Below are 25,693 nucleotides of genomic sequence, written 5' to 3'. Positions count from 1 at the left end.
CAATGAAAACAGTCAAAACCTCAGGAATCATCGGGGATCTGGAGTATAAATTACCCAAAGTCAAAATGGTATACTGGCTATTCTTTACGATCATGGTTTTCATTTCGTTGATCTGTATCCTTCCTCCGGTCTGGGTCATCTTGTCAAGCTTTAAGGACATCAAGGAATTTTACGAAATCCCAGCGACGGTCATTCCGCGCACCTTTCACGCGGAGAAGCTGTGGAACACCTGGAACGAGTTTAAGTTTATAAGGTATTATGTGAACACGTCCTACGTGACGATCGGTACCGTATTTTTTACCGTATTTTTTAACGGCTTGGCCGGATACTTTTTCTCCAAGCTGAAGCCCAAGGGGAGCGCGTTCTTTTTTCTGCTCATTCTATGGACGGTACTGTTGCCTAATACGGTCGGCATCGTGCCGCTGTTCGGCAATATCGTCGATTTTCCGCTGCTGCATATTAATTTTACGAACACCTATTGGCCTTTATGGTTTTTGGCGGCCGTTAACCCCGTTGCGATCCTTATTTTCAAAAACTTTTTCGATACGATTCCGGCTTCGCTGGTCGAGGCGGCGCGCATCGACGGCTCGTCCAAGCTAGGTATTTTCGTGCGTATCGTTCTTCCTTTAAGCATACCTGTTCTCATTACGATTACGATTCTAACGATCAACGGGGTATGGAACGACTTTTTCTGGCCTTACATGATTCTCAAAGATCAATCGAAGTGGACGGTCATCGTAGCTATTTTTAACCTGAAATCGACGTTGCCCGCGGATATCCAGTTCATTGGGTTGACCTACGCGATCGTTCCGCCCGTCCTTCTGTTCTTGATCTTCCAACGCTATATCATGCAAGGTTATTCGATCGCCGGGGGCGTTAAAGGATAGGGAAGAGCGCAGTATAACAAACCGTTTCGTAGAGTTGTACCCTACTGAACTCGACAATTTGTATGTTAGCATTTAGAGGCCGGCAGTAAGAAAGCGCTTCACAACAAATCTCATTCCATAAAAAAGGCTGGGGAAAATACGAATGGCTTCGAACAAAAGAAAGAATTGGCAGTTTACATGGGTCGTTATTTGCGTGTTTGCATTGGTCATCGCGGGATGCAGCAATAACAAAGGGAACAACGAAAGCAGCAAGCAACCGTCCGCAAGCAGCCAGAACAGCCAGGGCAGCGAAAGCAGTCCGACGGGCGAAGCTTCGCCGGAATCGAAACCCGTCACGATCAAGATCAGCAACTGGCCGAAGCCAAACGATGAAGCGCAAGTCAAAGTGTATGACGCGCTCGCGGCCTCGATGAAAGAAAAATATCCGTACATCAACATCGTGAAGGACGAGTGGGGCTACGATGTGAGCTCTTTCCTGCCGAAAGCGGCGAGCGGCGAACTTCCGACCGTGTACGAAACGTTTTTCACCGAAGCGGATAAAATCATCAAAGCGAATTATGCCGCGGATATCACGGATATCATGACCAAAACCGCGATCGACAAAGCCCTTAATCCGGAGTTGTTGAAGCTGGTTCAAAAAGACGGCAAGTACTATGGCATTCCCAAGGACGGCTATGTGATGGGAATGATGTACAACGTCAATTTATTCAAGCAAGCAGGCCTTGTCGACGATAAGGGGATCCCGAAATTCCCGAAAACGTACGAAGAGCTCGCGCAAACCGCGCAAGTCATCAAAGAAAAAACAGGCAAGCCAGGCTTCTTCTTCCCGACGAAAAACAATCAGGGCGGATGGATGTTCATGAATATCGCATGGGCATACGGCGCAGAATTCGAAGCCCAGGAAGACGGCAAGTGGAAAGCCGTATTTAATACGCCGGAAGCCGCTGCCGCCCTTCAATACGTGAAAGATCTTAAATGGAAATACAACGTTCTTCCGGCTAACAACTTGGTAGACGTCGGAACCGATTTGTTCCAAATGTTCGGAACGGACCAAGTGGGCATGAGCTTCGGAATATCCGATTGGGCGAACGCGATGGTTCAAAATCTTAAAATGTCCAAAGACAACCTGGCCATGTCCGCGCTGCCTGCCGGACCGAAAGGGAACGTCACGCTTCTGGGAGGCGGATTGTACATGTTCGCACCGGATTCGACTTCGGAGCAATTGGATGCCGCGTTCAAATGGCTGGAAGTCAAAGGCTTCTCGTCGCAGACGACCAAAGAAGCGCTCGACGGGCTTGAAACGTCTTCCAAGACGGCCAACGAGCAAGGCTTGATCGTCGGACCGCACGGTTTGCGGGTGTGGGTGAACGAAGATCGGATCAATGCGGAACAGAAGATTCTTGATCAATACACCAACGTCAACATGGCGATGTTCGACGATTACATGAAGAACGGTTCGAAGGGACTGCGTCCGGAAGTGCCGGTCAACGCTCAAGAGCTGTACAAAACGCTGGACGTCGTTATTCAGGCGGTATTGACGAACAAAAACGCCGATCCGGCCAAATTGCTCGAAAAAGCGGCTTCCGATTTCCAAAAAGATTATTTGGACAAAGTTCAATAAACAGCGGGAAATCGCGAAATGAATCGCTAGCAACGAAACCCCGAGGCGAATCGCCTTGGGGTTTCACCATTATTCGGAAGGATCGCGCGCATGTCATTTGAATGGAGCCGATGGTTATGAAAAGGGATGACCGGAAAATGGCGAAAACGATTCTCGGAAAAGGAAAGTCGTATGCGATCCTTGGTTTATTGGCGGCGCTAACGGTCGGTTTTATCTTGATCGGACCTATCCATAAGACATCGGACAAGAATCATAGCCCCTATCCGATTTCCTTGAACGGAAGCGAAGTGTCGGAGGACGAATTCGGCATGTATCTCGATTTCAATAAGGCGCTAGTTGTGAATGATTTCAAGCAAACCTATGACGCCGACTATTCCGAGCAATTCTGGACTACCCCATACTCCGGTGAAATTCCTCAACGGAAGCTCATCGATTATGCCAAAGCGCAATTGATGAAAACGAGGGTCGTACAACTGTTGGCGCAGAAGAGCGGCGTGATCAAGGAGATCGGTTACCGTTCGTTTCTAGAAAAAATGGAAGCGGAGAATGCCAGACGAAGCAAAGCAGCAGCCAACAATGAGATCGTGTATGGCCCTACTTCTTTCGAAGTCCTGGCTTATTATAGCTACTATATGAGCAACTTGGAAAATGCGACGATCGATGCGATGTTGAAAAACGGTACGATATCCATATCGGAAGAGCAAGCGAAACGGGACTACGAAACGAACAAGCAGTCGAAGTACGCCAAGCAAGGTCGTATAAAGCTGGAATGGGCGACACTCGCTTACGGCCCGGGAACGTCGACCAAAGATAAAAACGATGCGCTGGATAGGATGAAGCAGTTGAATAAAGCCGTTGCCAATGGAGCCAGTCTCGTAGAGACGGCTTCCGGGCTTGGCGTCGACGTTATCGACGCTAACTTAACCGATACTTCGCGTCGTACGGCCGCATTGGAAAATCCGTTGCTGCTTCGGAGGGCGGAACGGTTGAAGGAGGGGGAGACGAGCGAAGTTTTCGAAGAAAACGAGGCGTTCCATATCATCCGTTGCGTGTCCGCAAGCGGCATGGTAATCCTGCCGTTCGATCAAGTGAAAGATTCGATCGCCCGCCAATTGGCGAAGGAGAAATTCGACGACATCGTCCAGGGGGAAATGGAAGATTCAACAATCCAATGGAGTAACCGGATTGAAATGAAGCTCTGGAAAAAGTGGATGGAAATGAATTTCATTAAATAATCGTCAATTTGTGTTTTTTATTATCCAAGGGGGAGAAAACGAAAATGAAAATGATAAGAAAACTGACAAGTACGGCGATTGCGTTCGCGTTGCTCTGCATGTTGGCCCTTCCATCCGCGAGAGTAGCGGCACATCAAGCGACGACGATCGAAGATGAATTGTCCGATGTCTCAAAAGTGTTCTCGTATACCGCGAATTGGACGATCGACGGCAGCAATCCGCAATTTTTCGGCGGAGATGCAGCTAGAATCGTGAGAACATCCAAGTCGACCGAGAGTGTCGTGTACCATCTGAGCGGAATTCAATCTTTTTCCGTCCAAGCTTTTTATTTCTCGGGATCGACAGGCGTCATCAAGTTTTACGGATCATCGGATGCGACAACTTGGACGGAAATCCCATCCGATTATGCCGATCCTTACGGGACCGGTTCCGGCTGGTACGGAACCGTATATAGCCCTTCGGCTGCGCTGCAAAGCGGCATTGATTACTTAAAAATCGAAATAAGCGGAGACATCGATACGTGGCTTATGCAGATCGGATCGGTATCGATATCCAACGTATCCCTGGCGCCTCAAACGATAAACGATGAGCTAACCGATGTTTCTAAAATCCATTCGCAAACGGCGAATTGGTCAATCGACGGAAGCAATCCAGCCTTTTTCGGCGGAGATGCTTCAAGAATCGTAAGAACGACCGTCTCGGCCGAATTTATCGTTTATCATTTGCATGGCATCAAAAATTTCTCGGCACGGATTCATTCTTTCGCGGGGTCGACTGCCGCGATCAAGTTTTACGGATCATCGGATGGATCGGCATGGACTGAAATTCCGTCCAATCACGATACGCCCGTATCCACCGGGGACGGGGCGTGGACGGGAACGACTTACTCGCCTGCAGGAAATTTGCCGGCAGGAGTCGATTATTTGAAAATCGAAGTCAGCGGCGACCCTGTTCCGTGGGCCGTGCAATTGGGTTCCGTCTCTGTTTCGAATGTCGCGCCGGGAGGCGGGAGCTCCGGAGGCGAAGGGGACTACTTCGTCGATTCCGCTGCCGGCAGCGATAACAATGACGGCAAATCCCAGAGTACCGCTTGGAAAACCTTTGCCAACGTCAACAATACGACGTTCGCGGCCGGCGACCGGATTTTGCTGAGAAAAGGCGGCGTATGGAACGAACGATTGTATCCGAAAGGCAGCGGAACGAGCGACGCTCCGATCACGATCAGCTCTTACGGCAGCGGCGGCAAACCGATTATTAACGGCGGCGGCATGGCTGGAGGAGCGGTATACCTTCGTAACCCTTCGAATTGGATTGTACAAAATTTGGAAGTGACCAATTTCACGGCTGAGCGAGGAAACATATACCGGGAAGGCATCATGGTCGAGAATGCGAATGGCGGTACGTTAAGCAACATTCAAATATTGGACAATTACGTGCATGACGTTTCGAGCAGCTTTAGATATCCGACAGGATCGGGAGCGGAAGGCGGCCCTCATGCATTCGGTGGAATTTCCGTCTACGTGGGAGGAACAACGGCAGCGGACAAGTTCGATAACGTTCTGATTCAAGGCAATACGGTCGAGCGGATCGGACGAACCGGCATCGTAGTATGGGACCAACGCTGGAATGGAACCGGTTATGCGTCGACTAACGTGAAGATTCGCCAAAATTACGTCAAGCAAGCCGACAGCGACGGCATACTTACTTTCGGCGCCGACGGCGCATTGATCGAGCGCAACGTGGCGGAAGGGGGCGGCAATTATTCCGAACCGGGGGAATTTAACGGTTCGGCAGCCATCTGGCCGACGAGAGGCAAAAATAACGTCGTGCAGTTCAACGAGTCATTTAATACGAACAAACCGGAAGGCGACGGCCAAGGGTTTAATCTGGATATCGACTCTACCGACAGCGTAGTTCAATACAACTATAGCCATGACAATAAGGGCGGTTTCATGCTTTTCGTGGATGCGCGATTGTCTCCCGGCGTTTTTAACGGTTCCTCGAACAGCGTCGTGAGATACAACATCAGCCAGAACGACTTGACCCACACGTTCAATTTCGCGGGCGGCGTTACGCCCGGAACGCAAATCTACAACAATACGATCTATATCGGAACAGGGCAAAACACGAAAATCATCGACCATGAATGGAACGATGCCGGGGATTTGAACGCGGCATATTCGTTCAAGAACAATATCGTTTATAACTTAGGCTCCGGCGGCTACAATATACCGGGCTCGAACGGCGTTTTCGACCGTAACCTGTTTTACGGAAACCATCCTTTGACAGAACCTGCGGATTCGAACAAAATCACTGCCAATCCGTTGTTGGTTTACCAAGGAGGAGGCGGAAAGGGCTGGAATACCGTTGACGGGTACAAATTGAGGGCGGGATCTCCCGCGATCGGAAAGGGAGCTGTCATCCCGGGCAACGGCGGATTCGATTATTATGGCAATACGGTATCCGCATCGGAAGCGCCGAATATCGGGGCATACAATGGTACGGGGCTCGATCCTGCCGAATTGCCGGAACCACCGGTAGACGACTTGAGGCAATATTTCCAAGGTTTGCAGGTGACGCCGATCGTGGACAAAAACGGCGGCAAGTCGTTGCAGGTTCGGTTTGCGAACAGTTCGGATACGAATAACCTGTCCGTCGGCAACATTTCATGGAATGTCGGTACGGGAAATAGCGCCTTGAGCGGAACGAAGACAAATTTATCTCCGATCGGACCGAACGCTCAATCGACATTTGCGATTCCTCTCGTGGGATTGTCCGAAGGCATCCAATATCCGCTGGAGATGACGGTAGAAGTCGCCGGTTTCGAAAAGATCCATTTGAGCCGCAAGATCGACTTCAACCGCATTCTTCATGAATCATCCGGCATCCATCCGAATACGATCGATTTGGCGGACGGGAACAAGGTTTTAACCACGTACAACGGAGATGATGATCTTAGCGGTACTGTGAAGCTGCGCTGGGATTCGAACAATTTCTATCTTACGGCCGATATCAAGGACGATGTATTCTTCCATGAGGCTTCCGGGATTTCCATTTGGCAAAATGACGGTATTCAGTTCAGCGTGGCGCCCGGCGTTCCGGGAGAAAGCCAATCTTGGTACGAGTACGGAATTTCACAGACTCCGAACGGACCGCAGATTTATAGATGGCTAACGATGCAGGGAAAATCCGCCGGAGCGGTAACGAACGGAGCGCTTGCCGTAACGCGCGATGAAGTCTCGAAGATTACTTCATATCGGCTAGCGCTTCCTTGGAGCGAGCTTTATCCGATTCGGCCCGCGGCGGACAGCGTTTTAAGCTTCTCTATGGTCGTTAACGATAACGATGGCTCAGGTCGAAAAGGATACATCGAGTGGGGCTCCGGAATCGGAGCCGCCAAGGATCCCGTCCTCTTCCGCAACGTGCAACTGATGGGTCCGGATGACGAGAATGGGACGCCAATCATTGGAAATAACGGCAGCGGTGAAAGCAGTCCGAATAGCATCGACAAGGGCACCATTCATGCAAAGGGATTAAGCATCGACAATGGAGTTGTGCAAGTTGATATCGGAAGCGAAGAGATCAAGAAAGCGCTCGAAAGCGTACAGGACGGTCAATTGGTTATTAGCGTAGGCCCGGGCGAAAAGAATGTACTAGGGGCAGCCGTTCATCTTCCAGCAGACGGATTTAAGGAAATCGGAAACAAAGCGAAATCGATCGTCGTGAAAGCAAACGGCGCGGTCGTATCTTTTCCTGCAGAGACGCTTGCGGGCAGCATTCCTGCCGATTCCAAACGAATGGATATATCCATCGTACAAGTCGACTCGTCTTTGCTTCCATCGCAGCTTAAAGAAAAATCTCATGGTTATCCCGTTTACGATTTGTCCGTTAAGGTCGATGGAGCCGCGATCCATTCGTTCGGCGGCGGAGCCCCCGTAACCGTCACCATGAAATACGATCTGAAGCCGGGCGAGAACCCGCACCAAATCGTCGTTTATTTTATCGGGGAAGACGGTCGTTTCGAAGTCGTTAAAAACGGGAAATACGAACCTTCGACAGGCGTAATTACGTTTCAACCGAAACATTTCAGCCGATATGGAGCGGCTTATGCGAACGTTCGATTTACGGATTTAAAGAACAATTCGTCAACGATAATCGAAGCATTAGCAGCACGCGAAATAATAAAAGGAACGGGCAAGGGCAAGTTTGAACCGAACCGTCCCATTACCCGGGGAGAGTTCGTTCAGCTTCTTGCGACAGCGCTTGATCTGGCTCCGGGCATCGGAGAGGGCGGATCTTTCGGCGGATCCGAAGCGATCACCCGTGAAGAAATGGCGACAATCGTATTTCGCGCGTGGGGCATCGGATCGAAAAAAACGGCTACAGGCGGCGTAGCGGAACCGTTTAAGGATCAAAGCCAAATTGGATCCTATGCAATGGAGGCGATTGAGGCTTTAAGGAACGCGGGTATAGTCAACGGGTATGCTGACGGCTCCTATAAGCCTAAAGGAATGACGACTCGCGCGGAAGCGGCGGCGATTATTTATCGATTAATGGGAATGTAAACGACAACAAATAATGACCAAGCTGAGAGGTGCGACAAATTGAGCCAACTTTCTTTTATTCCATTCGGCTTTCAATATTACAGGTCTCCGACTCCTTATCGGGATCAGTGGGAACAGGATTTATGCCGCATAGCGGACATGGGCTTCAATTGCGTGAAATACTGGGTGCAGTGGCGCGCAAGCGCGCAGGATGAGAACACGTTCGTGTTCGACGATATTAAGGAACTGTTGGATTTGGCCGACAAATACCGGTTGAAGGTCATCTTGAATGTCATATTCGACATAGCTCCTGCATGGTTTTATAAGAAATATCCGGACTCCAAGATGATAACGGCCGATGGAACCGTGCTTGAGCCGCTGGCTCTCAGTTATCGGCAAATCGGCGGCGCGCCGGGCCCTTGTTATCATCATGAGGCTGCCCAAATCGAGAAGGACCGATTTCTTGCGGCCGCGGTCCAAGCGCTGAAGGATCATCCTTCCTTATGGGTTTGGGATTTATGGAACGAACCGGAGCTGACGACAGGTATTAAGCGTACGCTATCCTTCGAGAATCAGGTTTGCTATTGCGACCATTCTCAGCGGGCTTTCGGGCAATGGTTGGAAAGCAAATATGAGACGATGGAAGCGTTCAACGAAAAATGGCAGCGCAACTACTCGAATTGGTCAGAAGTAGAGCCGCCGAGAGGACAAGCGGTATTCAACGACCTGGTCGATTGGCGTCTGTTCATGTCCGATGCACTGACCGACGATTTGAAGCGCCGGGTCGCCGTCGTGAAAGTTTATGATCCGGTCCATCCCGTCATGGTACATACGGTGCCCGCGCCGATATTCAATCTGATTACGGCGGGGTCAGACGATTTCAAGCTGGCGGAGCCGTGCGATCTGTTCGGCAATAGTCTCGGCTCTTCGGCCTGGTCGGCCGACTTGCTCATATCGGCGGCTAAAGGAAAAAAAATCATTAATACCGAAATTCACGCGCTGCCCGGCCATACGGCGATGAAGCCCAAGAAGCTCGATTTTCGCGAATTGAAGCGGCATATTCTGATTCCGCTTGCGCGCGGAATCACCGGGTTCCTGTTCTGGCAGTACAGGCCGGAGGTGCTCGGGCATGAAGCGCCAGCTTGGGGGAGCACGTATTTGGACGGCAGCGTGACTCCGTGGCTTAAGGACATGGCGGATTTAAACCGAGTCGTTCAAGAGCATCAAGAGATACTGGAGAAAGCCTCGCGACCGTCTGACGGAATAGCGGTGCTTTACAGTTCGGAGAACCAGATCGCCAATTTCTCCGTATACGCGCATTTGGATACGTACAACGATTCAGTGCAAGGGACTCATAAGCTGCTTCATGACCTGAACTATAAAGTCGATTTTATTCACGACGGCGACGTGACGAAACAATCGCTTTCCCAATACCGGTGCTTGTGGATGCCGTATCCGCTATATTTGAACGCGCAAATTTGCGCCGTCATTCGGGAATGGGTCGATGAAGGAGGAATCCTCCTATCGGAATGCTCCTTCGGAGCGCTGATGGCCGAGAACGGAAGCCACAGTTACCGCGTACCGGGATACGGCTTCGATGAAGTGTTCGGCGTTCGCGAGACTTGGATCCATTCCGTGGAACATCTCGATCATAGCTACCATAACGTGACGATCCAATCGAAGAAGACGATTCCTCTTGTTAGCCGGATTGGCTTTAACGAAGATCAAATGCCTGTTGCTGGCAACGGGGCCTATTATAAAACGGATATCGAGCTTCAAGAGGGCACAAAAGTCGTCGCGGATTTCGCGGAGGATCGTTCGCCGTCCATCACCTGTGCGCGCTACGGGAAAGGCAAAGCGGTATGGATCGGCACGCTTCTTGCCGCCGCTTACTGGAATACCGGAGACGAGGGCACGTTGCGGATGACGAGAAGCTTGCTCATGGAAGAACTGGGTCTAAGGCCGTATGTCGAAGTTCAAAGCGGCTCCGTAAGAGCGGATCTGTCCGAATGGGAGCAAGACGGTAAACTTCAGCGCTTGTTGTTCGTCCATAACTGGGGGCAAGAAACGACCGTGGGCGAGGTAAAGCTGCCATCCGCTTGCAAGATGGCCACACCTTGGTTCGAGGACGGAGCCGAAACGGCCGAACGGGATACTACGCGCCCTGAGCGGTTGAGTATCCGTTTGGAAGCCGGGGATATTCAAGTGTATCAACTCATGTAGGCGACAATAACCCGGGATACGCTCGCTTGACGTAGAAGCGATAGTCTCCCGGGTTATTATTTGGATGAAAAAAGCGCAACGTTCAACCATTTCGCAGCTTTCCCCCCTAAACAAAATCGTTGCAAGCGATTACATTGGAGGTGCTAACGAAACCCTGTCAGCATGAGATGGACATTTCAACATCCGAAAGGAGGGACATGGATATCCGGTTTTGATTTGTATTCTACCCTTTAGGAGGTTAGGGAAATGTCGATAGGCATTCCGATGAGAAAAGTTTGGACGACGGCATTGATCGCCGTATTGCTCGCGTCCGGATTACTGCTCCCGAAATCGGACAGCAGGGCTTATGCGGCGAATACGACGTATTACGTAGACTCGGCATCTGGAAGCGACACCGCTAACGGCACAAGCATGGGTACGGCGTGGAAATCATTGACCAAAGTGAACTCGGTAACGTTCCAAGCCGGGGACAAAATTCTATTCAAAAAGGGAGGCAGTTGGAACGGACAGCTGCATCCGCTCGGCTCCGGCAGCTCCGGTAATCCGATCACGATCGATTCCTACGGAACGGGTAACCGTCCGCTCATTAACGGCGGCAGTTTGGCGTCCGGAGCCGCCGTGTACCTTGTGAATCAACAGTATTGGGTCATTCTGAACTTGGAGGTGACGAACAATTCCGGCACGGACAACTCGGGAACGGCAACCGCAGGGGGCATACCCCGCTATGGCATTTACGTCGAATCAAACGGAGGCGGAAAGCTTAACGGTTTTCGAATCGCCAATAACTACGTGCACGAAGTGAACGGTTGTTTCAACTGCGGCGCGGTTGCTCCTCATACGAACGGAGGCATAAGCCTATTTGCCGGCGGGGCGGTCGACGGCTTTAATGACGTGACTGTCGAGAACAATACGGTGGATCATGTCGGACGCAACGGAATCAATATCTGGGATGCCAGCTATCACACGGGAGATCAGACGGTAGCCGTTGCGTCGCAGCTAAGCACGGGCTTGAAGGTTCAGAATAACAGCGTATCGTATACGGACGGAGACGGCATTCTCGTATTCGGCTTCAAGGATTCGGTCATCCAGTACAACGTGTCGAACGGAGCCGGTCAGAAGATGATCGCGGGTTTCAACATGAACGCAAGCGCCGGTATATGGCCTACCCGTTCCATTGGTTCGATCGTACAATATAACGAAGCTTACGGCACTCGGACGACCGATACGGACGGACAAGGCTTCGATGTCGACTTGGTCCACTACGGAGCGATCGTTCAGTACAATTACAGCCATGATAACGAGGGCGGATTTATTCTATTGATGGGACCGTATACGAACACGAGCACGATCCGCTATAACTTAAGCGTAAATGACGCTTATGGCGGCCAAAAAGGGGTTTTCACGTTCTCTTGGGGAGTACCGGAAGGGACGAATATCTACAATAATACGATCTACATCGGCTCCGGTCTCAAAAATCCGATCTATTGCGATGGCTGCGACGCCAATACGCCGGGAACGTGGAGCTTCAAGAACAACGTGATCTATAACATGGGGACGGGCACTTATGGGTACCCGAGCGTAGGAGCTGCTTTCGATTACAATTTGTTCTACGGCAACCATCCTGTCAGCGAGCCGGTCGATGCCCACAAGCTGACTTCGGATCCGTTGTTCGTAAGTCCCGGAAGCAGCTTGCCGGGACTAAGCACGGCCGACGGTTATAAGCTTGCCGCAGGATCGCCCGGAATCGGCAGCGGCCTGTTCATCCCGGGTAATGGCGGGAAGGATTATTTCGGGAACATTCTCTCCAATTCGGCCGCTCCAAGCAGGGGCTTCCATGAAGCCGGTTCCTTCGCCGCTCCCGTTCAATTGACGGATTACGCGAACGATTGGAGCGTCTCGAGTTCTCATTCCGCCAATATGATGTTGGATTCCACTAATCCATCTTCCTTTAACGGGGATGCTTCCCGGTTCAAACGTGGCTCTACGGCGACGGGGTACGTCATTTATCAATTCGCCGACATGAAACAGTTTTCCGCGGATATTTACGAATTTAATATCAACTTGACGAAAGTAAAGTTCTATTCTTCGCAGAACGGCACGACTTGGACGCTAGTCGCTAGCACGAATACGACACCGGCAGCGACTGCCGCCGGCTGGGCGTTTACGCAGTACGCGCCAACGGCATTGCTTCCAACGGGAACGAATTACCTAAAGGCGGAGTTCTCGGATACGACTTCGGCATGGGGAACGCAACTGGGACAGATCGTGATTTCGAAGTAGGAGGAGGACGAGAGAACGAGATTCGAGACGGAGGGGCGACAAAAGGTTGCCCCTTCGTTTTATAGAAGGGAGTACCGTCGATGAAAAGAAATCGGATCAAGGGTCTATTACTGGCAATGGGAATTGTCTTAAATACGGGCTGCGCCGAACATTCGGCACAGGAAAGATCGACGGATAGGGTGAAGGATCAGGAAATCGTCGCTTCCGTAGACGGAGAACCAATTCGGTACGGCGAATTTGCGCTGATGATGATGCGTGAACGAAGCAAGGCCGTTCAGTATTTCTACGATAAATACAAAGCGGAAGACAGTACCCGTTATTGGACTACCCGTTTCGGCAAGGAAATTCCGATAGAGTGGCTTAAATCGGCCGCGCTCGACGAAGCCAGAAGGATCAAAGTTCAGCAGATGATCGCAAGAGACGAAGGCATCGTTCAGCGGATCGATTATTCCGATTTTAGGAACGGCTGGATCGAGGAAAACGAGCGTCGCCGGAAAGCCGCGGACAAGAAGATGATCCTGTACGGCCCCCTGCAATACGATGAAAACACCTATTACGATTACGTGTTCAGCAATATGGTTTTTCAGGTCAAGGAAAAGCAAAGAGAGAGTTCGGGCCTTACGGTCGAAGAAGGGGAAAAGCGGTATGAAAAGCTGGTAGATCGGAGGCTGGGCGCGGTAACGGAGGTTATCGAACGGGATGTTTACGACCGTATCAAAACTCCATAGACAAACAAACGCTTTCGCAGGGTTGTCGGATGTCGTGAGGTTTTGCAAAGCGTTATGATGAGGATTGAAGTGCTAAAACTTTGCCCTACTCCATGGAAAACGAGGAAACGCATGAATACGAATAATCTGATCTTTGCGCCGGGTAACTATGTGCCGATTAGCGAATTTATAAGGCTTGACGGTACTTCGGCGTTCTTCGAATTCCCCATTCGTCGGGACGTTCTAGAAACATTAATCGGTAAGGATGAACCAATAAAAGTAGCTATCTGTTCAAATGAATGTATTGCCTATGCGGAAGTGCTGCGCGTTGATACGAATAAGGGCCTTGTCCGGATCGAGTCGGGGAAAGCCGGTATTTATGCGATCGTCGCGACGGGCCAACGGAATGCTTTCCCGATCGTCACAAACTGGAACGCCGCATTAAACGAAGGTAGAGGCGGTCACCAGTCGGGCGGGACGGATGGAATCGGCATGCTACGATTGAATGAACAATCCGGGAATCGCGAAGTCGAGTTGTCGACGCTTAGGGACAATGATCCGAGTAATCCTTATTATTATCGAACGGAAGCATATGCGTTGTTCGCGGGGGAGGAAGATGGGCAGTTCTTTCCGACGCCTGCATACGAGCGCTATATCGGCGAGACGTACAGCTTGGTCCGCGTGACGGACGAAGCGGCTTTGAAGCTGTCGAATGAAACGCTGAAGCTGACCGGGTATCCGCTTATCGTAAGGCCTACCGATGTTGAACCGGAACAACTGGTAGGGAGGCCGGCTTTCCAACTCATTCATGGATGTATCGCTGGCCGGGGAGAACACCGCAGTATGGTTAGCTATATTGTTCCTCCTTTCTGGACACCGGCGCCCGAGAAGCGTTATCCGGCTTTGTTCAGCGGATTTTACGACCAGAATGAGAACGTGTTTTCTACGGTTGGTCCACCGCTGTTGAATGTGCTCGGGCAAACGCTCCTCGACACGGGGAAAGGCGTAGTCGGAATTATTTGGAACGGAGGAGGATCATTCGGCACGAGAACGATACAAGGATCGGTTTACGATAATTTGGATGATTTGTTTAGAACGGCGATAGAGCGATATGCCGTAGACGGCGAGGCGATCGTAACGGTAGGCGGTTCGCGCGGAGGCATTACGAGCTTGGTTGCGGCGGGTAATCCGAATAGCGCGGTTTACTTGGTCCGTTACGCTATTTGCTACAATGTACCGTTGTCTTTCGGCGAGCCTTTGAAAGAAATGGCGAATCCAACCTGCCCGGTATTTTGGCGCGTAATTTGCGAGGATACAGGCTACAAGGACGCTTGGCAGCCAGGTTGGACAGATCCGGAAGGCCGCTCGGCGGTCGATCTGTTCCTGCTCACGCTGCTCGGAACGAGCGATTCGTCCTTGATCGCAAGCGAGCTTAGCGCCGCTTCGGAACGAATTATCCGCAGCCTGAAAGCAAAAGGGACGCAAGTCTGGCTGACTCACGGAACGCATGATGCTTTCACATCAAGCTGGCTTGCTTACGAATGGGTGGGACGAGCACGCAGGAACGGAGTACAGGTACGGCATGAAATCGGATATCGGTTCGGCCATAATAATTGCACGAACCCGTTCGATAGCGCGAAAACGTGTTTGGAATCGTTATTGACCGGCGAGCCGATAGTTTTGGAGGGAACGCGGCATTATCGAAGGGCAAGCGAAGACCCGGATAAGTGGGAGCTCGCGGAGCGATTCCTTCCACTTCGGCAACCGGTTTTCTTGGAAGGACCGAAAGTCGCGGTTAAGGGATTGCCAATTCTCGTTATTCTGTATGGCGAACCTGGAATGGAGTATCGTTTGACTCTGCTTCCGCTGAGCGGGTCGAAGCCGAAGGTTGATCTGTTGGAAGGAAAGATGGAGTCGCTCGAAGGGTACGATGAAACTTTCTCCTTCGTGAAATCCGTGCAACTTGTACCCGGGGAGCTTGCACCGGGCGAGTACGTCTATGAGTTACAGTTCAGAAGGCCGGGTACAGCATGTTGGGAGAAGGCGGTAATGCATGCGCCTCATCCTGGTTTCGAAGGGCGGGCGACGTTGGAAGTGATCGAAGAAATGCCGAATTTCTCGAGCGACGAGTGGCTCGAGAAGACGATGAAATATGCGATCGGTTGGGGATTAAGCGAAGCTTGATGGTCTTTTGGGATATGACTTTTCATGATTGAGCAAATGAGAAATGGCGGCGTTAGGGGCATCCCTAATGCCGCCATTTCTCACATCCCCCCCTTTTTCTTACATTAGCAATCCCCCTTATTGAGCTAGGACTTACTTTGGGAACAGTTCTCTTTCTTTGCTCGTTTCAAGTTAATGATTTGTTGTTTTTGTTGATTTTGTTTTCTATTTTTTCTCGTTTTTATTCGCTATGCTTGGGATGAAATTCGGGGGGAAGGAGGGCGGTGACGGATTCAGAGAATCTCAAGTAGCCAATTTGAGTGGCAAAGGGGTGACGGTTTTCAGTTCATTCATATTTCTCGGAACAATACTGTAAGCGTTATCAAAATATGGGTTTTAAAAAGGAGCTCCTCCCAATATGAAATTCACTTTCAGAAGGTGTTGCGCTTGCCTGATCGTCTCTATGTTAATGTGCGGTGCGATCTTTTCTTCGTCGGGAGTCTATGCGGCCAATTCTTTTAATGTCAATGCCGTTCTGCAAAGCGATGTCATCACGAACAAATTTAATACGTTGAACAGCTGGTATTACAATAGCGACTGGGGTTCTTTCGCGAGCAGTCAGCCTGACAACTATGTGACAAGCAATTATCCTTTCATCCAATACGTCCGGCTGTTTACGGCAACCGGTGGCTGCTATACGGGGTATGCAGGCTGCAGCAGCGGGAATGACCGCGATCTGTTCGTGAATCCCGCCAACACGGCAACGATGACGGATTATAAGTTCGATAGTCTGAAGGCTTCCATTCAGAACGTTCTCAACAAAGGCTTGAAGCCTTATATCGTGACCGGCAACGTACCCATTAAATATTCCGCAGCCCCTTATATCGGAGCATTTAATGTCAATACCCGACCTCCGACAGACTACTCGACATACTACAATTATATTAAGGCAATGGCCGATGCGCTTGTATCCCAATTCGGCGTCACAGAAATCAAGACGTGGAAATGGGGAGTGCTGTCGGAATTCGAGAATGCGGATTGGTTTTGGGACAGCCCCGGCGCTGCTCCGGACGCGAACGCATCCAAAACGGCTTATTTCAAGTTGTACGATTACACGGTGGCGGCTCTGCAAAGTTCAATCGGCTCCGGAAATTTGACGGTTGGCGCGCACGCAATGGCCGTTACGACGGGCTTGTGGGATCCGCGTGACTTTATCGACCATGTTGCAACCGGAACCAACTACAAAACGGGTGGCATTGGCACGCAAATCAATTTCATCACAGCCTCGTACTACGATAATGCACCCGGCGTCTATACGGCCAACAGTTTGCCGTTTGTCATCAACCGCCTGCGGGACCGTGCCATCGTAGATGGGTTAACGAACCTTCAGGTCGGGGTGGACGAAGGCTGGTTCCTAACGGATACGAGCGGCAAGGATTTGTTCTCCCGATCATCGGGAACGGGCTATCAGGGAGCTTACTTGGCCAAAAAAATCAAGGAAATGGTCGACTACAACATCGACTGGTTTTCCGTCTGGGACCTCAACGCTTATGGCTTATGGGGAGGAGCGAGCGTTCCGACGATCTCCACCAATGTCATCGCGTTGGCGAGCAAAATGGCAGGGGAACGCAGGGCGGGATTGTCCATCGGCGGCAGCGCCTCCGGTTCGGGCAACGTCGTAGACGGATTCGCCAGCTACAGCGACTCGACGAAGAAACTGCACGTCCTCCTATATAACTACAACGCCAATCCGAGCGCCGCGAGCAGCGAGTCTCCGACGATTACCATCAACAACATAGCCGCAGTGACGGGAGGCAGCGTGAATGTCAAATCATGGACGGTCGACGACACCCACGCGAATTTTTGGCCCCAATGGTGGAGCGACAAGGGATCTTCGTTGACGTCGGCCGACTTTGGCGGCTTCTGGTCTCCGCAATCGGTAGAAGTCCCCGCCGCCCTGACGAATTCGTCCGCTCTTGCTTACTGGAACAGTAGGCTGGGAACCTACCAATCGCTAGCCGCCCTCACTTCGTCGGCGACTTCTCCCATGACGGTAAGCGGCAACACTATCACATTGTCGCCTACCTTGAACCATCATGGTGTCATGTTGTATGAGATCACGAATGTAACGAGCATAGGCAATCTTGTAAGCATCACGGACGACATTAACGATTTCTCGAAAATGAACGCGCACAGCTCCGGACTGTTCTTCGACAGCCTGAACGTGGCCGCGCTCGGGGATACGAGAAGAGCAGCGCGAACGACCACGGGTACGACGCCGGAATTCGTGACTTATCTATACAACAATTCAAAAAGCGTTACTTTGACCGGTTTGTTCGATTCCACTACCGAACCGATCAATAACTTCAAGCTTTACGCGTCTTCCACGGGAGCGAGCGGATCCTGGGGGCTCCAGAGCGGTTACACAACGAACGATACGCCAATCAATAGCAACCTATGGACGAAACGCGTTTACAACTGGTCTTCCCTGCCCGCGGGCACGAATTACGTTAAGGTGGAGTTTCCGACGGGCGGTTCGCAGAATTGGAATCCGCAGTTGAGTCAGGTAACGATCCAATACACCCCTTGACCGCAACGTTTAATCCCTTCACAGACAGGAGCAATAAGATGATAAAAAGAAAAGCTGTAAGCGCTATACTCTGTCCGTTTCTTCTGTTAAGCATGGTTCTTGGTCTATTTCCCGGCATTTCGACCGCAGCGGCCGGCGTTCAACTGACGTTCGACCTGAACGCCCAGGGCCAGACGCTGACGAACAAATTTTACGACCTGAGTGCCTGGGACCTGAATGAGCAATGGACGACAAAAGCGGACGGCCAGGATGCCGATTATTTCTCTTCCCGCTATCCATTTATCAAAAGAGTTCAGCTCATGATCGCGACCGGCGGCTGTTATATCGGCTACCCGGGATGCAACACGAACCGGGACTTATTCGCCGACCCTTCGGATAAGACGAAATTGAACGATTATAAGTTCGACTCCCTGATTCAAGCGACGGGCAACATTGTTAAGCAAGGATTGAAACCTTATATCGTAACTGGCAACGTTCCGATCAAGCTCAGCTCGAAGCCGGTACTGGGCCCTTTCCAGGTTAACGTCCGGCCGCCGGCTGATTACGAACAATACTACAACTATATCAAGGCAATGGGCGATGCGCTGGTTGCCAAATTCGGGGAGGAAGAACTAAAAAGCTGGCAATGGGGCGTCGTGCAGGAATACGAAAACCGTGATATGTTCCTAGCCGACGACGAATCTTCCGAGAGTACCCGAATCGCGTATTTCAAGCTTTACGATTATACGGTAGCCGCCCTGCAGGATTCAATAGGCTCGGCTAATCTCACGGTCGGTGCGCACGCGATGGCGGTCTCCCCCGGACTGTGGAGTCAACTTGAGTTCATCGATCATGTCGCGAAAGGGAAAAACTATAAAACGGGAAAGATCGGAACGCAAATCGACTTTCTGACCGGCTCGTATTACGATCAGAAACCGGGAGTCGGCGCTCCGGCCTCCAAATCTCTCGAGCATACGATCAATCTGCTGCGGAGCCGCGCTCTGCAAAACGGGCTGACAGGCTTGAAATTCGGCATCGACGAGGGTCGCATTCTTCAGGGACCCGACGGGAAAGATCTGCTGTCGAGGGTCGTCGGACATAGCTTTCAGGCCGCGGCCGATGCCAGGCTGTTCAAGCAATTGCAGGATTGGAACGTAGATTGGTTCTCCATGTGGGGGATGAATACCGAAGGAGTATGGGGCGGAGCGGATTCGGTAAGCGCCCATATCGCGAATTTGTCCTACAAGATGGTCGGCGGCAAGCAGTTGAATCCCGTCTTGTCCGGCTCTCCGGCCGGTACCGGCAATGAAGTCGGGGGAGTCGGCGGATTCAAAGCCGAGGAGGACAAGCTTCACCTCATGGTATACAACTATAACGCCGATATGAACGCCGAAGCCGGCGAGACGCCTGCGATCACGATCAAGAATATCGCTCCGGCATCCGGGAATACCGTTACGGTCAAGCAATGGACGGTTGACGATACGCACGGCAACTTCTGGCCCGCCTGGTGGTCGGATCAAGCTTCGCGCGGTCTGCAAGACGGCTCGTACAACGTGTGGTCCAAGTATTCCGTTGAAGTGCCGTCCTCTCTGAAGAACGAAGCGGATAGGGAGTATTGGTATTCCAAAGAAGAAGGCTACAAAAAACGGGCCGAGTTAGCGTCCACTACACGCAGTGTTGCCGTAAAAGGCGGCTCTTTGACGCTGTACCCCGACATGGGGCATCATGGCGTCGTCTTCTTCGAGATTACCAACGCCAAAAGTACGGGAACCGCTCAAATCGTAACCGACGATCTTAACGATTGGACCCGCAGCTACGCGCATAGCGACGGCCTGATTTTCGACACGGGCAATGCCGCTCTTCTCGGAGATCCCAGCCGCGTCATGCGGAAAGGTCCGTTTCCCGGTCCGGGCGCGGAATCCGTCACTTATAAGTATGCGAATATGGCCAGCTTATCCGCGACGGCCCTGTTTGCTTCTTCGAGCGAGGCCATCAGCGATTATAAATTTTATGCGTCCGCGGATGGGGAAAAATGGACGGAACAATTCGGATGGAAGAGCCAGGATACGCCGATCAACGACGGCTTGTGGACGAAACGAAAGTACACGCTGGGCTCGCTCCCCGGAGGGACGCAATATGTAAAAATCGAGTTCCCGGCGGAGGCGGCATACTTCTATAGTCCTCAGCTCGCCCAGGTTCAGATCGTCTATGCCAATACTTGCGCGTGCGCCGACAATTCGGTTTATGCCGACGATTTGAATGATTGGTCGGTCGCGCACTCGCATACGGTGGGGCTTGGATTCGATACGTTGAACGGGGAAGCGCTCGGAGACCCTAGCAGGGTCATGAGAACGGACAACGTCAGGAATTCATCGGAATCCATCACCTACCGGTTCGATGGAATGTCCGCGGCTTCCGTGTCCGCCCTGTTCGCTTCCGGCTCGGAACCGATCGCCGATTTCAAGTTTTTCGTTTCGGCGGACGGTTCCAAGTGGACGGAACACGCGAAGAAGAAAACAGCGATCCACGATGCTCCGATCTCCGGGAAGAGCTGGACCCAAAGGCTGTATACGCTTGCCGATCTGCCTTCGGACACCGCCTATTTGAAGATCGAATTTCCGAAAGGCGGGAAAAACAGCTGGAACCCGCAGCTCGGACGCGTCGAAATTCGGGTGAAACCGAAGCCACCGACGGAGCTGAAGGCAGCGACGGCCGGTATGACGAAAATCCGTTTAAGCTGGACGGCTTCTTCCGGCGCCGGCGGATATAACGTCTATCGTGCCGACAGCGCGAACGGCGTTTATAAGAAAGTCAACGATCATGCAGTTTCGACGACAGCGTACGAGGATTCCGGCTTGAGCGCAGGAGGTACCTACTTTTACAAGGTAACCTCGCTCAACAATGTGGGAGAATCCGCTCCTTCGGCTGCGGCCAGCGCGACGACCTCACTCTTCGACGTCGTGACGCTGACGGACGAACTGAACGACTGGTCGATCGCAAGCTCGCATAGCTCCGGGCTGCAATTCGATACCCTGAATGCCGACGTCCTTGGAGATCCGAGCAGAGTCATGAGGAAGGAGACACGGACTGAGCCCGCCGAATCTGTCGTCTACCGGATGAACGGGATGACCGGCGCCTTCGTAAACGGCTTGTTCGCTTCAAGCACGGAACCGATATCGGACTTTATATTCTACGTATCGCCGAACGGCACCGATTGGACGAAGTTATCGAAACAGGCGGCCGTAGAAGACAAGCCGATTACGAGCGTCAACTGGACCGATCGTAAATACGCGCTGAATGATTTGCCTTCGGGAACGAATTATTTGAAGATCGAGTTCCCGGCCGTCGCCGGCGCTTTCTGGAATCCGCAGTTAAGCAGGGTGGAGCTAACGGCGAAGATGGGCGCGACAACGGACAAGAAGTAGACTCCGAGCCGAATCGGTTCCTCGACGGAATATCGCGGTATGACAAGCAAAATGCAGCCTGCCTCCCTAGGGAGGCAGGCTGCATTTGAATTCCATCCGCCCCGGGCCGGAGCAAGCGAACGTCTCACTCCTTCACGGCACCCAGGACCATGCCTTTAACGAAATACTTTTGAAGAAACGGATAAACGAGCAAAATCGGAATCGCCCCGATGAAGATTTGGGAAGCTTTGACCGTGTTGTTGGAGATCAGTTTGACGTCTTCGGGACGGAGGTTGATCTTGCTAAAATCTTCCGTCACGACAATCGTTTGGAGCAGGGTACTGAGCGGCCATTTTCGGGCTTCCGTAATATAGATCATTCCGTCGAACCATGAATTCCAATGCCCCACCATCGTGAAAAGCGAGAGCGTAGCCAAGGCCGGCAAGGAAATAGGCAAGTAGATATGAAGCAGCGTTCTGAAATGCGAGGCTCCGTCTATAAGAGACGCTTCTTCCATTTCTTTCGGTACGGTCTTAAAGAAATTGAGCAGGAGAATCATGTTCCAGGCGGATACAGCTCCCGGCAACACCAGAGCCCAAATCGAATTCATAAGATGCATCTTCTGGACGACGATGTAGGTGGGGATCAGGCCTCCGTTAAACAGCATCGTAAAGACGAAAAACCACGTATACATCGTTCTTCCTTTGAAGCGGGAATGGATTTTGGACAACGGATAGGCCGTCAGGATCGTGACGATCATGCCGATTCCCGTCCCCAGGACGACTCGCTCGACGGAGACCAGGATGGAACGCAAAAAGTTCGAATTGGAAAACGTCTGCTCGTACGCGTCGGTATTAAAGCCGACGGGCCACAAGCCTACCATATTGGCGTTTGCCGGTTCCTTGGCGCTGAACGAGACTGCAAGTATATGAATCAAGGGCAGTATGCAGGCAACGGCTGAGAAAAGCAATAAAGTAATGTTGATGATGTAGAAGACCCTGTAGGCGGGGGCTTTATAATACATATTCATGCTCCTTTTCTTAATAGAGGTTGTTCAAAAAGTCCAATTTTGAAAATCGGACTTTTTGAACACGCATTAGAAGATGCGATAATTGGCGAATTTGAAAGCCATTCGGTAGGCGGTTACGATGAGGAAGAAACTGACCACCGATTTAAACATGCCGACCGCCGTGGCGAAGCTGAACTGTGTTTTGAGCAGACCGGCCCGATAGGCGAAAGTATCGATAATATCCCCTTTGTCATAGACAAGCGCATTGTAGAGATTAAAGATTTGATCGAAGCCCGCATTCAGAATGTTTCCAAGAGACAAAGTACCGAGAACGATGACGATCGGAGTGATCGCGGGAATCGTCACGTTCAGCGTTTGTTTCCAGCGACCCGCTCCGTCCATCTCCGCGGCTTCGTAAAGAGCCGGATTGACGGCGGTTAACGCCGCAAGGAACAGGATGGTGCCGAAGCCGAATTCCTTCCAAATATCGCTAGCGACAACCGTGAAGCGGAACCAATCCCCCTGCATAAGGAAAGGAATCGATTCGATGCCGAACCAGGAGCCGAGCAATTGATTGACGGGGCCATTGTTTCCTAGCAGGTTGATCAGAATGCCGCCTAGTATGACCCAGGACATGAAGTGCGGCAAGTAAACGAGCGTCTGCACGAGCCGTTTGACGAACATATGGCGCAATTCGTTAAGCAATAGGGAGAAGACGAACGGAACGAGCAAGCCGAACGCGATTTTCAATCCGGCGATAACGAAGGTGTTGCGAATGACCTCTAGGCTGTCATCCCGGGCGAACATCAGGCGGAAATTGTCCAGCCCTGCCCAAGGAGAGTGAAAAAAGCCCAGCCAGGGCTTAAAATCCTGAAAGGCGATTACTAGCCCGCCCATAGGATAATAGAGAAAAACGAGAGCCAGAACGATTCCGGGAACGAGCATGGCATGAAGCTGCCAAGACTGCCCGAATGATCGAGACCTTCTTCCTGCGGAAGCGTGCGTTTTTGTATCCAAGTTCAATTCGAATTCCTCCCAAGATCTGCGGTTATGTTTCCGTACATTCATTGTAAAAGGGCGATTTGGATTCAGATATGCGAAAGTTTCAACAAAAAAAGCATTCTCTTAACTTCGATGGGGAATGGTTAATGAATTGTCATTTTTGTTAAATTTGTTTTCTATCCGACCCTTTCATTATTCGTTATGCTTGGGGAGCAAATCCAAATCATGAGGTGGAGGTCAGCAGAAATGAAAGCTATAAAAAAGCAATTTTTACTAGGGATGGTCACGGTTCTCGCCCTCTCGTCTTTAGCTGCTTGTTCCGGCAAATCCGGCAACGAAGCCGTTCGGGAGACGAACCCCGCAGCAAGCTCTTCGAGCGCATCGTCAAATGATAGCGGTTCCGCGGAAGCGAACGGGGAAACGGCTCCATTCAAGAACGGCAAATACGATCCGCCGATTCCGATCAACATAGCGGTCGATGTCGGGGACGATATCCAGTATTTCAACGGAGAAACGGCTGAGAAGAATATATTGTTCGACCAGACCAAAGCCAACCTGGGCCTGGACATCCATGTGCTGTGGACCGCCCCCGGCAAAAACGACGGGTTCAAAACGAAGCTGCTGCTTTCCCTGGCTTCCGGCGAAAAGCTCCCCGACGTGGTCTTTACGGGCGGAGACTCCGAGCTTATGAATCAATTGATAGACTCCGGCAAGTTTATGGCTCTTAACGATTCCATCGACAAATACGCAAGCGAAGACATCAAACGGGTTTACAATGAAAACCCGGATCTGTTCCTGCCTGTTACACGCGACGGAAAAGCGATGGCTCTGCCTATTCCGATCTTCGGACCGAACAGCCCTCCTCTGATGTACGTCCGTCAGGACTGGCTGGATAAGCTGAGTCTGAAAGCGCCGACCAACATGGACGAACTTGAACAGGTAATGGACGCCTTCGTCAATAAGGATCCGGACGGCAACAACAAGAAAGACACGTACGGAGCGGCCGTGCAGTTGAAAAATCCGGGCGGAGATATATTCGCCGACGCGACCGCCTTGTTCGGTGCTTATGGAGCGATTCCAGGAATATGGAGAAAATCGGAAGACGGCCAATCGCTTTCCTACGATTCGGTTCAGCCGGGAATGAAAACGGCGCTTGGCAAATTCCGTGATTGGCTATCCAAAGGGTATATCTCCAAGGATGCCGCCCAGCAGGACGGAGGGACGGCGACGCAATTGTTCACTTCGGGGAAAGCCGGTATCGTGTTCGGTCCGAACTGGTTCCCGTACTTTCCGCTGCCGGATCTGGAGAAGAACGTTCCGGGAGCCAAGTACAAGGTTTATCCGATTCCAGCCGGTCCGGACGGCAAAGCCGGACGCAGAGCTATGTCCATCTTCGGCGGAGCGCTTCTTATTAACAAGGACTACGCTCATCCCGATGCCGTATTCAAATATGCCCAAGCCATGTACGAGTTGGCCAGAGACGGCCAGGTCTGGGGGCTTACTCGGGATTTCCTCATGAACAACGGATACCAAGCGCAAGGAAGCTATTTCCAAGTATCGAAATACGGTTTCCTTCCGAATTACTTCGTCGATCCGTGGTACCAAATCGACGGGTATCTGGATTATATGAAAGAAGGCAAGCCGGGCCGCTCTCCAAGCGAACAGGAAGGGTTCGATACGTGCCAAAAAAATCCGTTGTGCATTAACGGACAGATCGAATCGATGAGCACGTGGAGGGCGCAGAAAGACGCCGACGTCATCAGCGCTTTCGCCGGGCCTACGACGGAAACTCAAAAAACGCAAGGCGATTACCTCTACAAAATGGAATACGAGACGATGATCAAAATCATCTACGGCTCTACGCCGATTGACGGTTTCGACGCTTTCGTCGAGAAGTGGAAATCGAGCGGCGGCGATAAATTGACTCAGGAAGTCAACGATTGGTACACGAAGAACGTTCTGAAGAAATAACAGGCTAATCTGTACGGAAGAGGCGGAATTTCCATCCGCCTCTCTTGTACGTCCCGAAAGGGCTCCGTCATAATGGAC

The 25,693-nt window shown here is 51.4% G+C and carries 13 protein-coding genes; 11 read left to right on the top strand and 2 right to left on the bottom strand.

The features are described 5' to 3' along the window. Positions 1–2: 2 nt before the first annotated feature. The 10 genes from ACFPOF_RS15455 to ACFPOF_RS15410 all read left to right on the top strand — a co-directional run bounded on the left by ACFPOF_RS15455 (position 3) and on the right by ACFPOF_RS15410 (position 21,654). Complete coding sequence (locus ACFPOF_RS15455) at positions 3–887, top strand: carbohydrate ABC transporter permease (protein ID WP_378134134.1); 885 nt, start codon at positions 3–5, stop codon at positions 885–887. A 142-nt stretch (positions 888–1,029) separates the two neighbouring features. After that, the gene (locus tag ACFPOF_RS15450) at positions 1,030–2,508 is read left to right on the top strand and encodes an ABC transporter substrate-binding protein (RefSeq protein ID WP_378134132.1); all 1,479 of its coding nucleotides are present in this window, start codon (positions 1,030–1,032) and stop codon (positions 2,506–2,508) included. 137 nt (positions 2,509–2,645) lie between these two features. Then, the gene (locus ACFPOF_RS15445) at positions 2,646–3,743 is read left to right on the top strand and encodes a peptidyl-prolyl cis-trans isomerase (RefSeq protein ID WP_378134130.1); all 1,098 of its coding nucleotides are present in this window, start codon (positions 2,646–2,648) and stop codon (positions 3,741–3,743) included. A 44-nt stretch (positions 3,744–3,787) separates the two neighbouring features. Further along, positions 3,788–8,308: an S-layer homology domain-containing protein gene (locus tag ACFPOF_RS15440; RefSeq protein ID WP_378134128.1), complete on the top strand. Its 4,521-nt coding sequence runs from the start codon at positions 3,788–3,790 to the stop codon at positions 8,306–8,308. Between the two features lie 39 nt (positions 8,309–8,347). Beyond that, complete coding sequence (locus tag ACFPOF_RS15435; protein ID WP_378134126.1) at positions 8,348–10,510, top strand: beta-galactosidase; 2,163 nt, start codon at positions 8,348–8,350, stop codon at positions 10,508–10,510. 246 nt (positions 10,511–10,756) lie between these two features. Further along, a complete protein-coding gene (locus tag ACFPOF_RS15430) occupies positions 10,757–12,790 on the top strand; it encodes a right-handed parallel beta-helix repeat-containing protein (RefSeq protein ID WP_378134124.1) in 2,034 nt (677 codons plus the stop codon). A gap of 80 nt (positions 12,791–12,870) precedes the next feature. Beyond that, complete coding sequence (locus ACFPOF_RS15425) at positions 12,871–13,518, top strand: hypothetical protein (protein ID WP_378134123.1); 648 nt, start codon at positions 12,871–12,873, stop codon at positions 13,516–13,518. Positions 13,519–13,629: 111 nt separating this feature from the next. Then, positions 13,630–15,681 carry a hypothetical protein gene (locus tag ACFPOF_RS15420; protein WP_378134121.1) on the top strand — a complete coding sequence of 684 codons (2,052 nt, stop codon included), beginning with the start codon at positions 13,630–13,632 and terminating at the stop codon, positions 15,679–15,681. 397 nt (positions 15,682–16,078) lie between these two features. Beyond that, positions 16,079–18,250 (top strand): GH39 family glycosyl hydrolase, encoded by a 2,172-nt coding sequence (locus ACFPOF_RS15415; protein ID WP_378134119.1) that lies wholly within the window; start codon positions 16,079–16,081, stop codon positions 18,248–18,250. Positions 18,251–18,288: 38 nt separating this feature from the next. Next, complete coding sequence (locus tag ACFPOF_RS15410) at positions 18,289–21,654, top strand: GH39 family glycosyl hydrolase (protein WP_378134117.1); 3,366 nt, start codon at positions 18,289–18,291, stop codon at positions 21,652–21,654. A gap of 124 nt (positions 21,655–21,778) precedes the next feature. Here ACFPOF_RS15410 and ACFPOF_RS15405 read toward each other — a convergent pair whose 3' ends face one another. Both ACFPOF_RS15405 and ACFPOF_RS15400 read right to left on the bottom strand, forming a co-directional pair. Then, positions 21,779–22,657 carry a carbohydrate ABC transporter permease gene (locus ACFPOF_RS15405; protein ID WP_378134115.1) on the bottom strand — a complete coding sequence of 293 codons (879 nt, stop codon included), beginning with the start codon at positions 22,655–22,657 and terminating at the stop codon, positions 21,779–21,781. A 72-nt stretch (positions 22,658–22,729) separates the two neighbouring features. Further along, the gene (locus ACFPOF_RS15400) at positions 22,730–23,587 is read right to left on the bottom strand and encodes an ABC transporter permease (RefSeq protein WP_378134428.1); all 858 of its coding nucleotides are present in this window, start codon (positions 23,585–23,587) and stop codon (positions 22,730–22,732) included. 303 nt (positions 23,588–23,890) lie between these two features. On the opposite strand from ACFPOF_RS15400, the gene ACFPOF_RS15395 reads away from it, so the two are divergent. After that, a complete protein-coding gene (locus ACFPOF_RS15395) occupies positions 23,891–25,615 on the top strand; it encodes a type 2 periplasmic-binding domain-containing protein (protein WP_378134114.1) in 1,725 nt (574 codons plus the stop codon). Positions 25,616–25,693 lie beyond the last annotated feature (78 nt).

It is taken from the genome of Cohnella soli, from assembly GCF_042655525.1.
Classification (GTDB): Bacteria; Bacillota; Bacilli; order Paenibacillales; family Paenibacillaceae; genus Cohnella; species Cohnella soli.
This window is presented reverse-complemented; position numbering and strand designations above follow the sequence as displayed.

Bases quoted from the DNA above. Each gene is read 5' to 3' on its own strand.
- ACFPOF_RS15415 (WP_378134119.1), top strand. From the start codon at position 16,079: ATGAAATTCACTTTCAGAAGGTGTTGCGCTTGCCTGATCGTCTCTATG.
- ACFPOF_RS15450 (WP_378134132.1), top strand. From the start codon at position 1,030: ATGGCTTCGAACAAAAGAAAGAATTGGCAGTTTACATGGGTCGTTATT.
- ACFPOF_RS15395 (WP_378134114.1), top strand. From the start codon at position 23,891: ATGAAAGCTATAAAAAAGCAATTTTTACTAGGGATGGTCACGGTTCTC.
- ACFPOF_RS15425 (WP_378134123.1), top strand. From the start codon at position 12,871: ATGAAAAGAAATCGGATCAAGGGTCTATTACTGGCAATGGGAATTGTC.
- ACFPOF_RS15445 (WP_378134130.1), top strand. From the start codon at position 2,646: ATGGCGAAAACGATTCTCGGAAAAGGAAAGTCGTATGCGATCCTTGGT.
- ACFPOF_RS15455 (WP_378134134.1), top strand. From the start codon at position 3: ATGAAAACAGTCAAAACCTCAGGAATCATCGGGGATCTGGAGTATAAA.
- ACFPOF_RS15430 (WP_378134124.1), top strand. From the start codon at position 10,757: ATGTCGATAGGCATTCCGATGAGAAAAGTTTGGACGACGGCATTGATC.
- ACFPOF_RS15420 (WP_378134121.1), top strand. From the start codon at position 13,630: ATGAATACGAATAATCTGATCTTTGCGCCGGGTAACTATGTGCCGATT.
- ACFPOF_RS15400 (WP_378134428.1), bottom strand. From the start codon at position 23,587: ATGCTCGTTCCCGGAATCGTTCTGGCTCTCGTTTTTCTCTATTATCCT.
- ACFPOF_RS15440 (WP_378134128.1), top strand. From the start codon at position 3,788: ATGAAAATGATAAGAAAACTGACAAGTACGGCGATTGCGTTCGCGTTG.
- ACFPOF_RS15410 (WP_378134117.1), top strand. From the start codon at position 18,289: ATGATAAAAAGAAAAGCTGTAAGCGCTATACTCTGTCCGTTTCTTCTG.
- ACFPOF_RS15405 (WP_378134115.1), bottom strand. From the start codon at position 22,657: ATGTATTATAAAGCCCCCGCCTACAGGGTCTTCTACATCATCAACATT.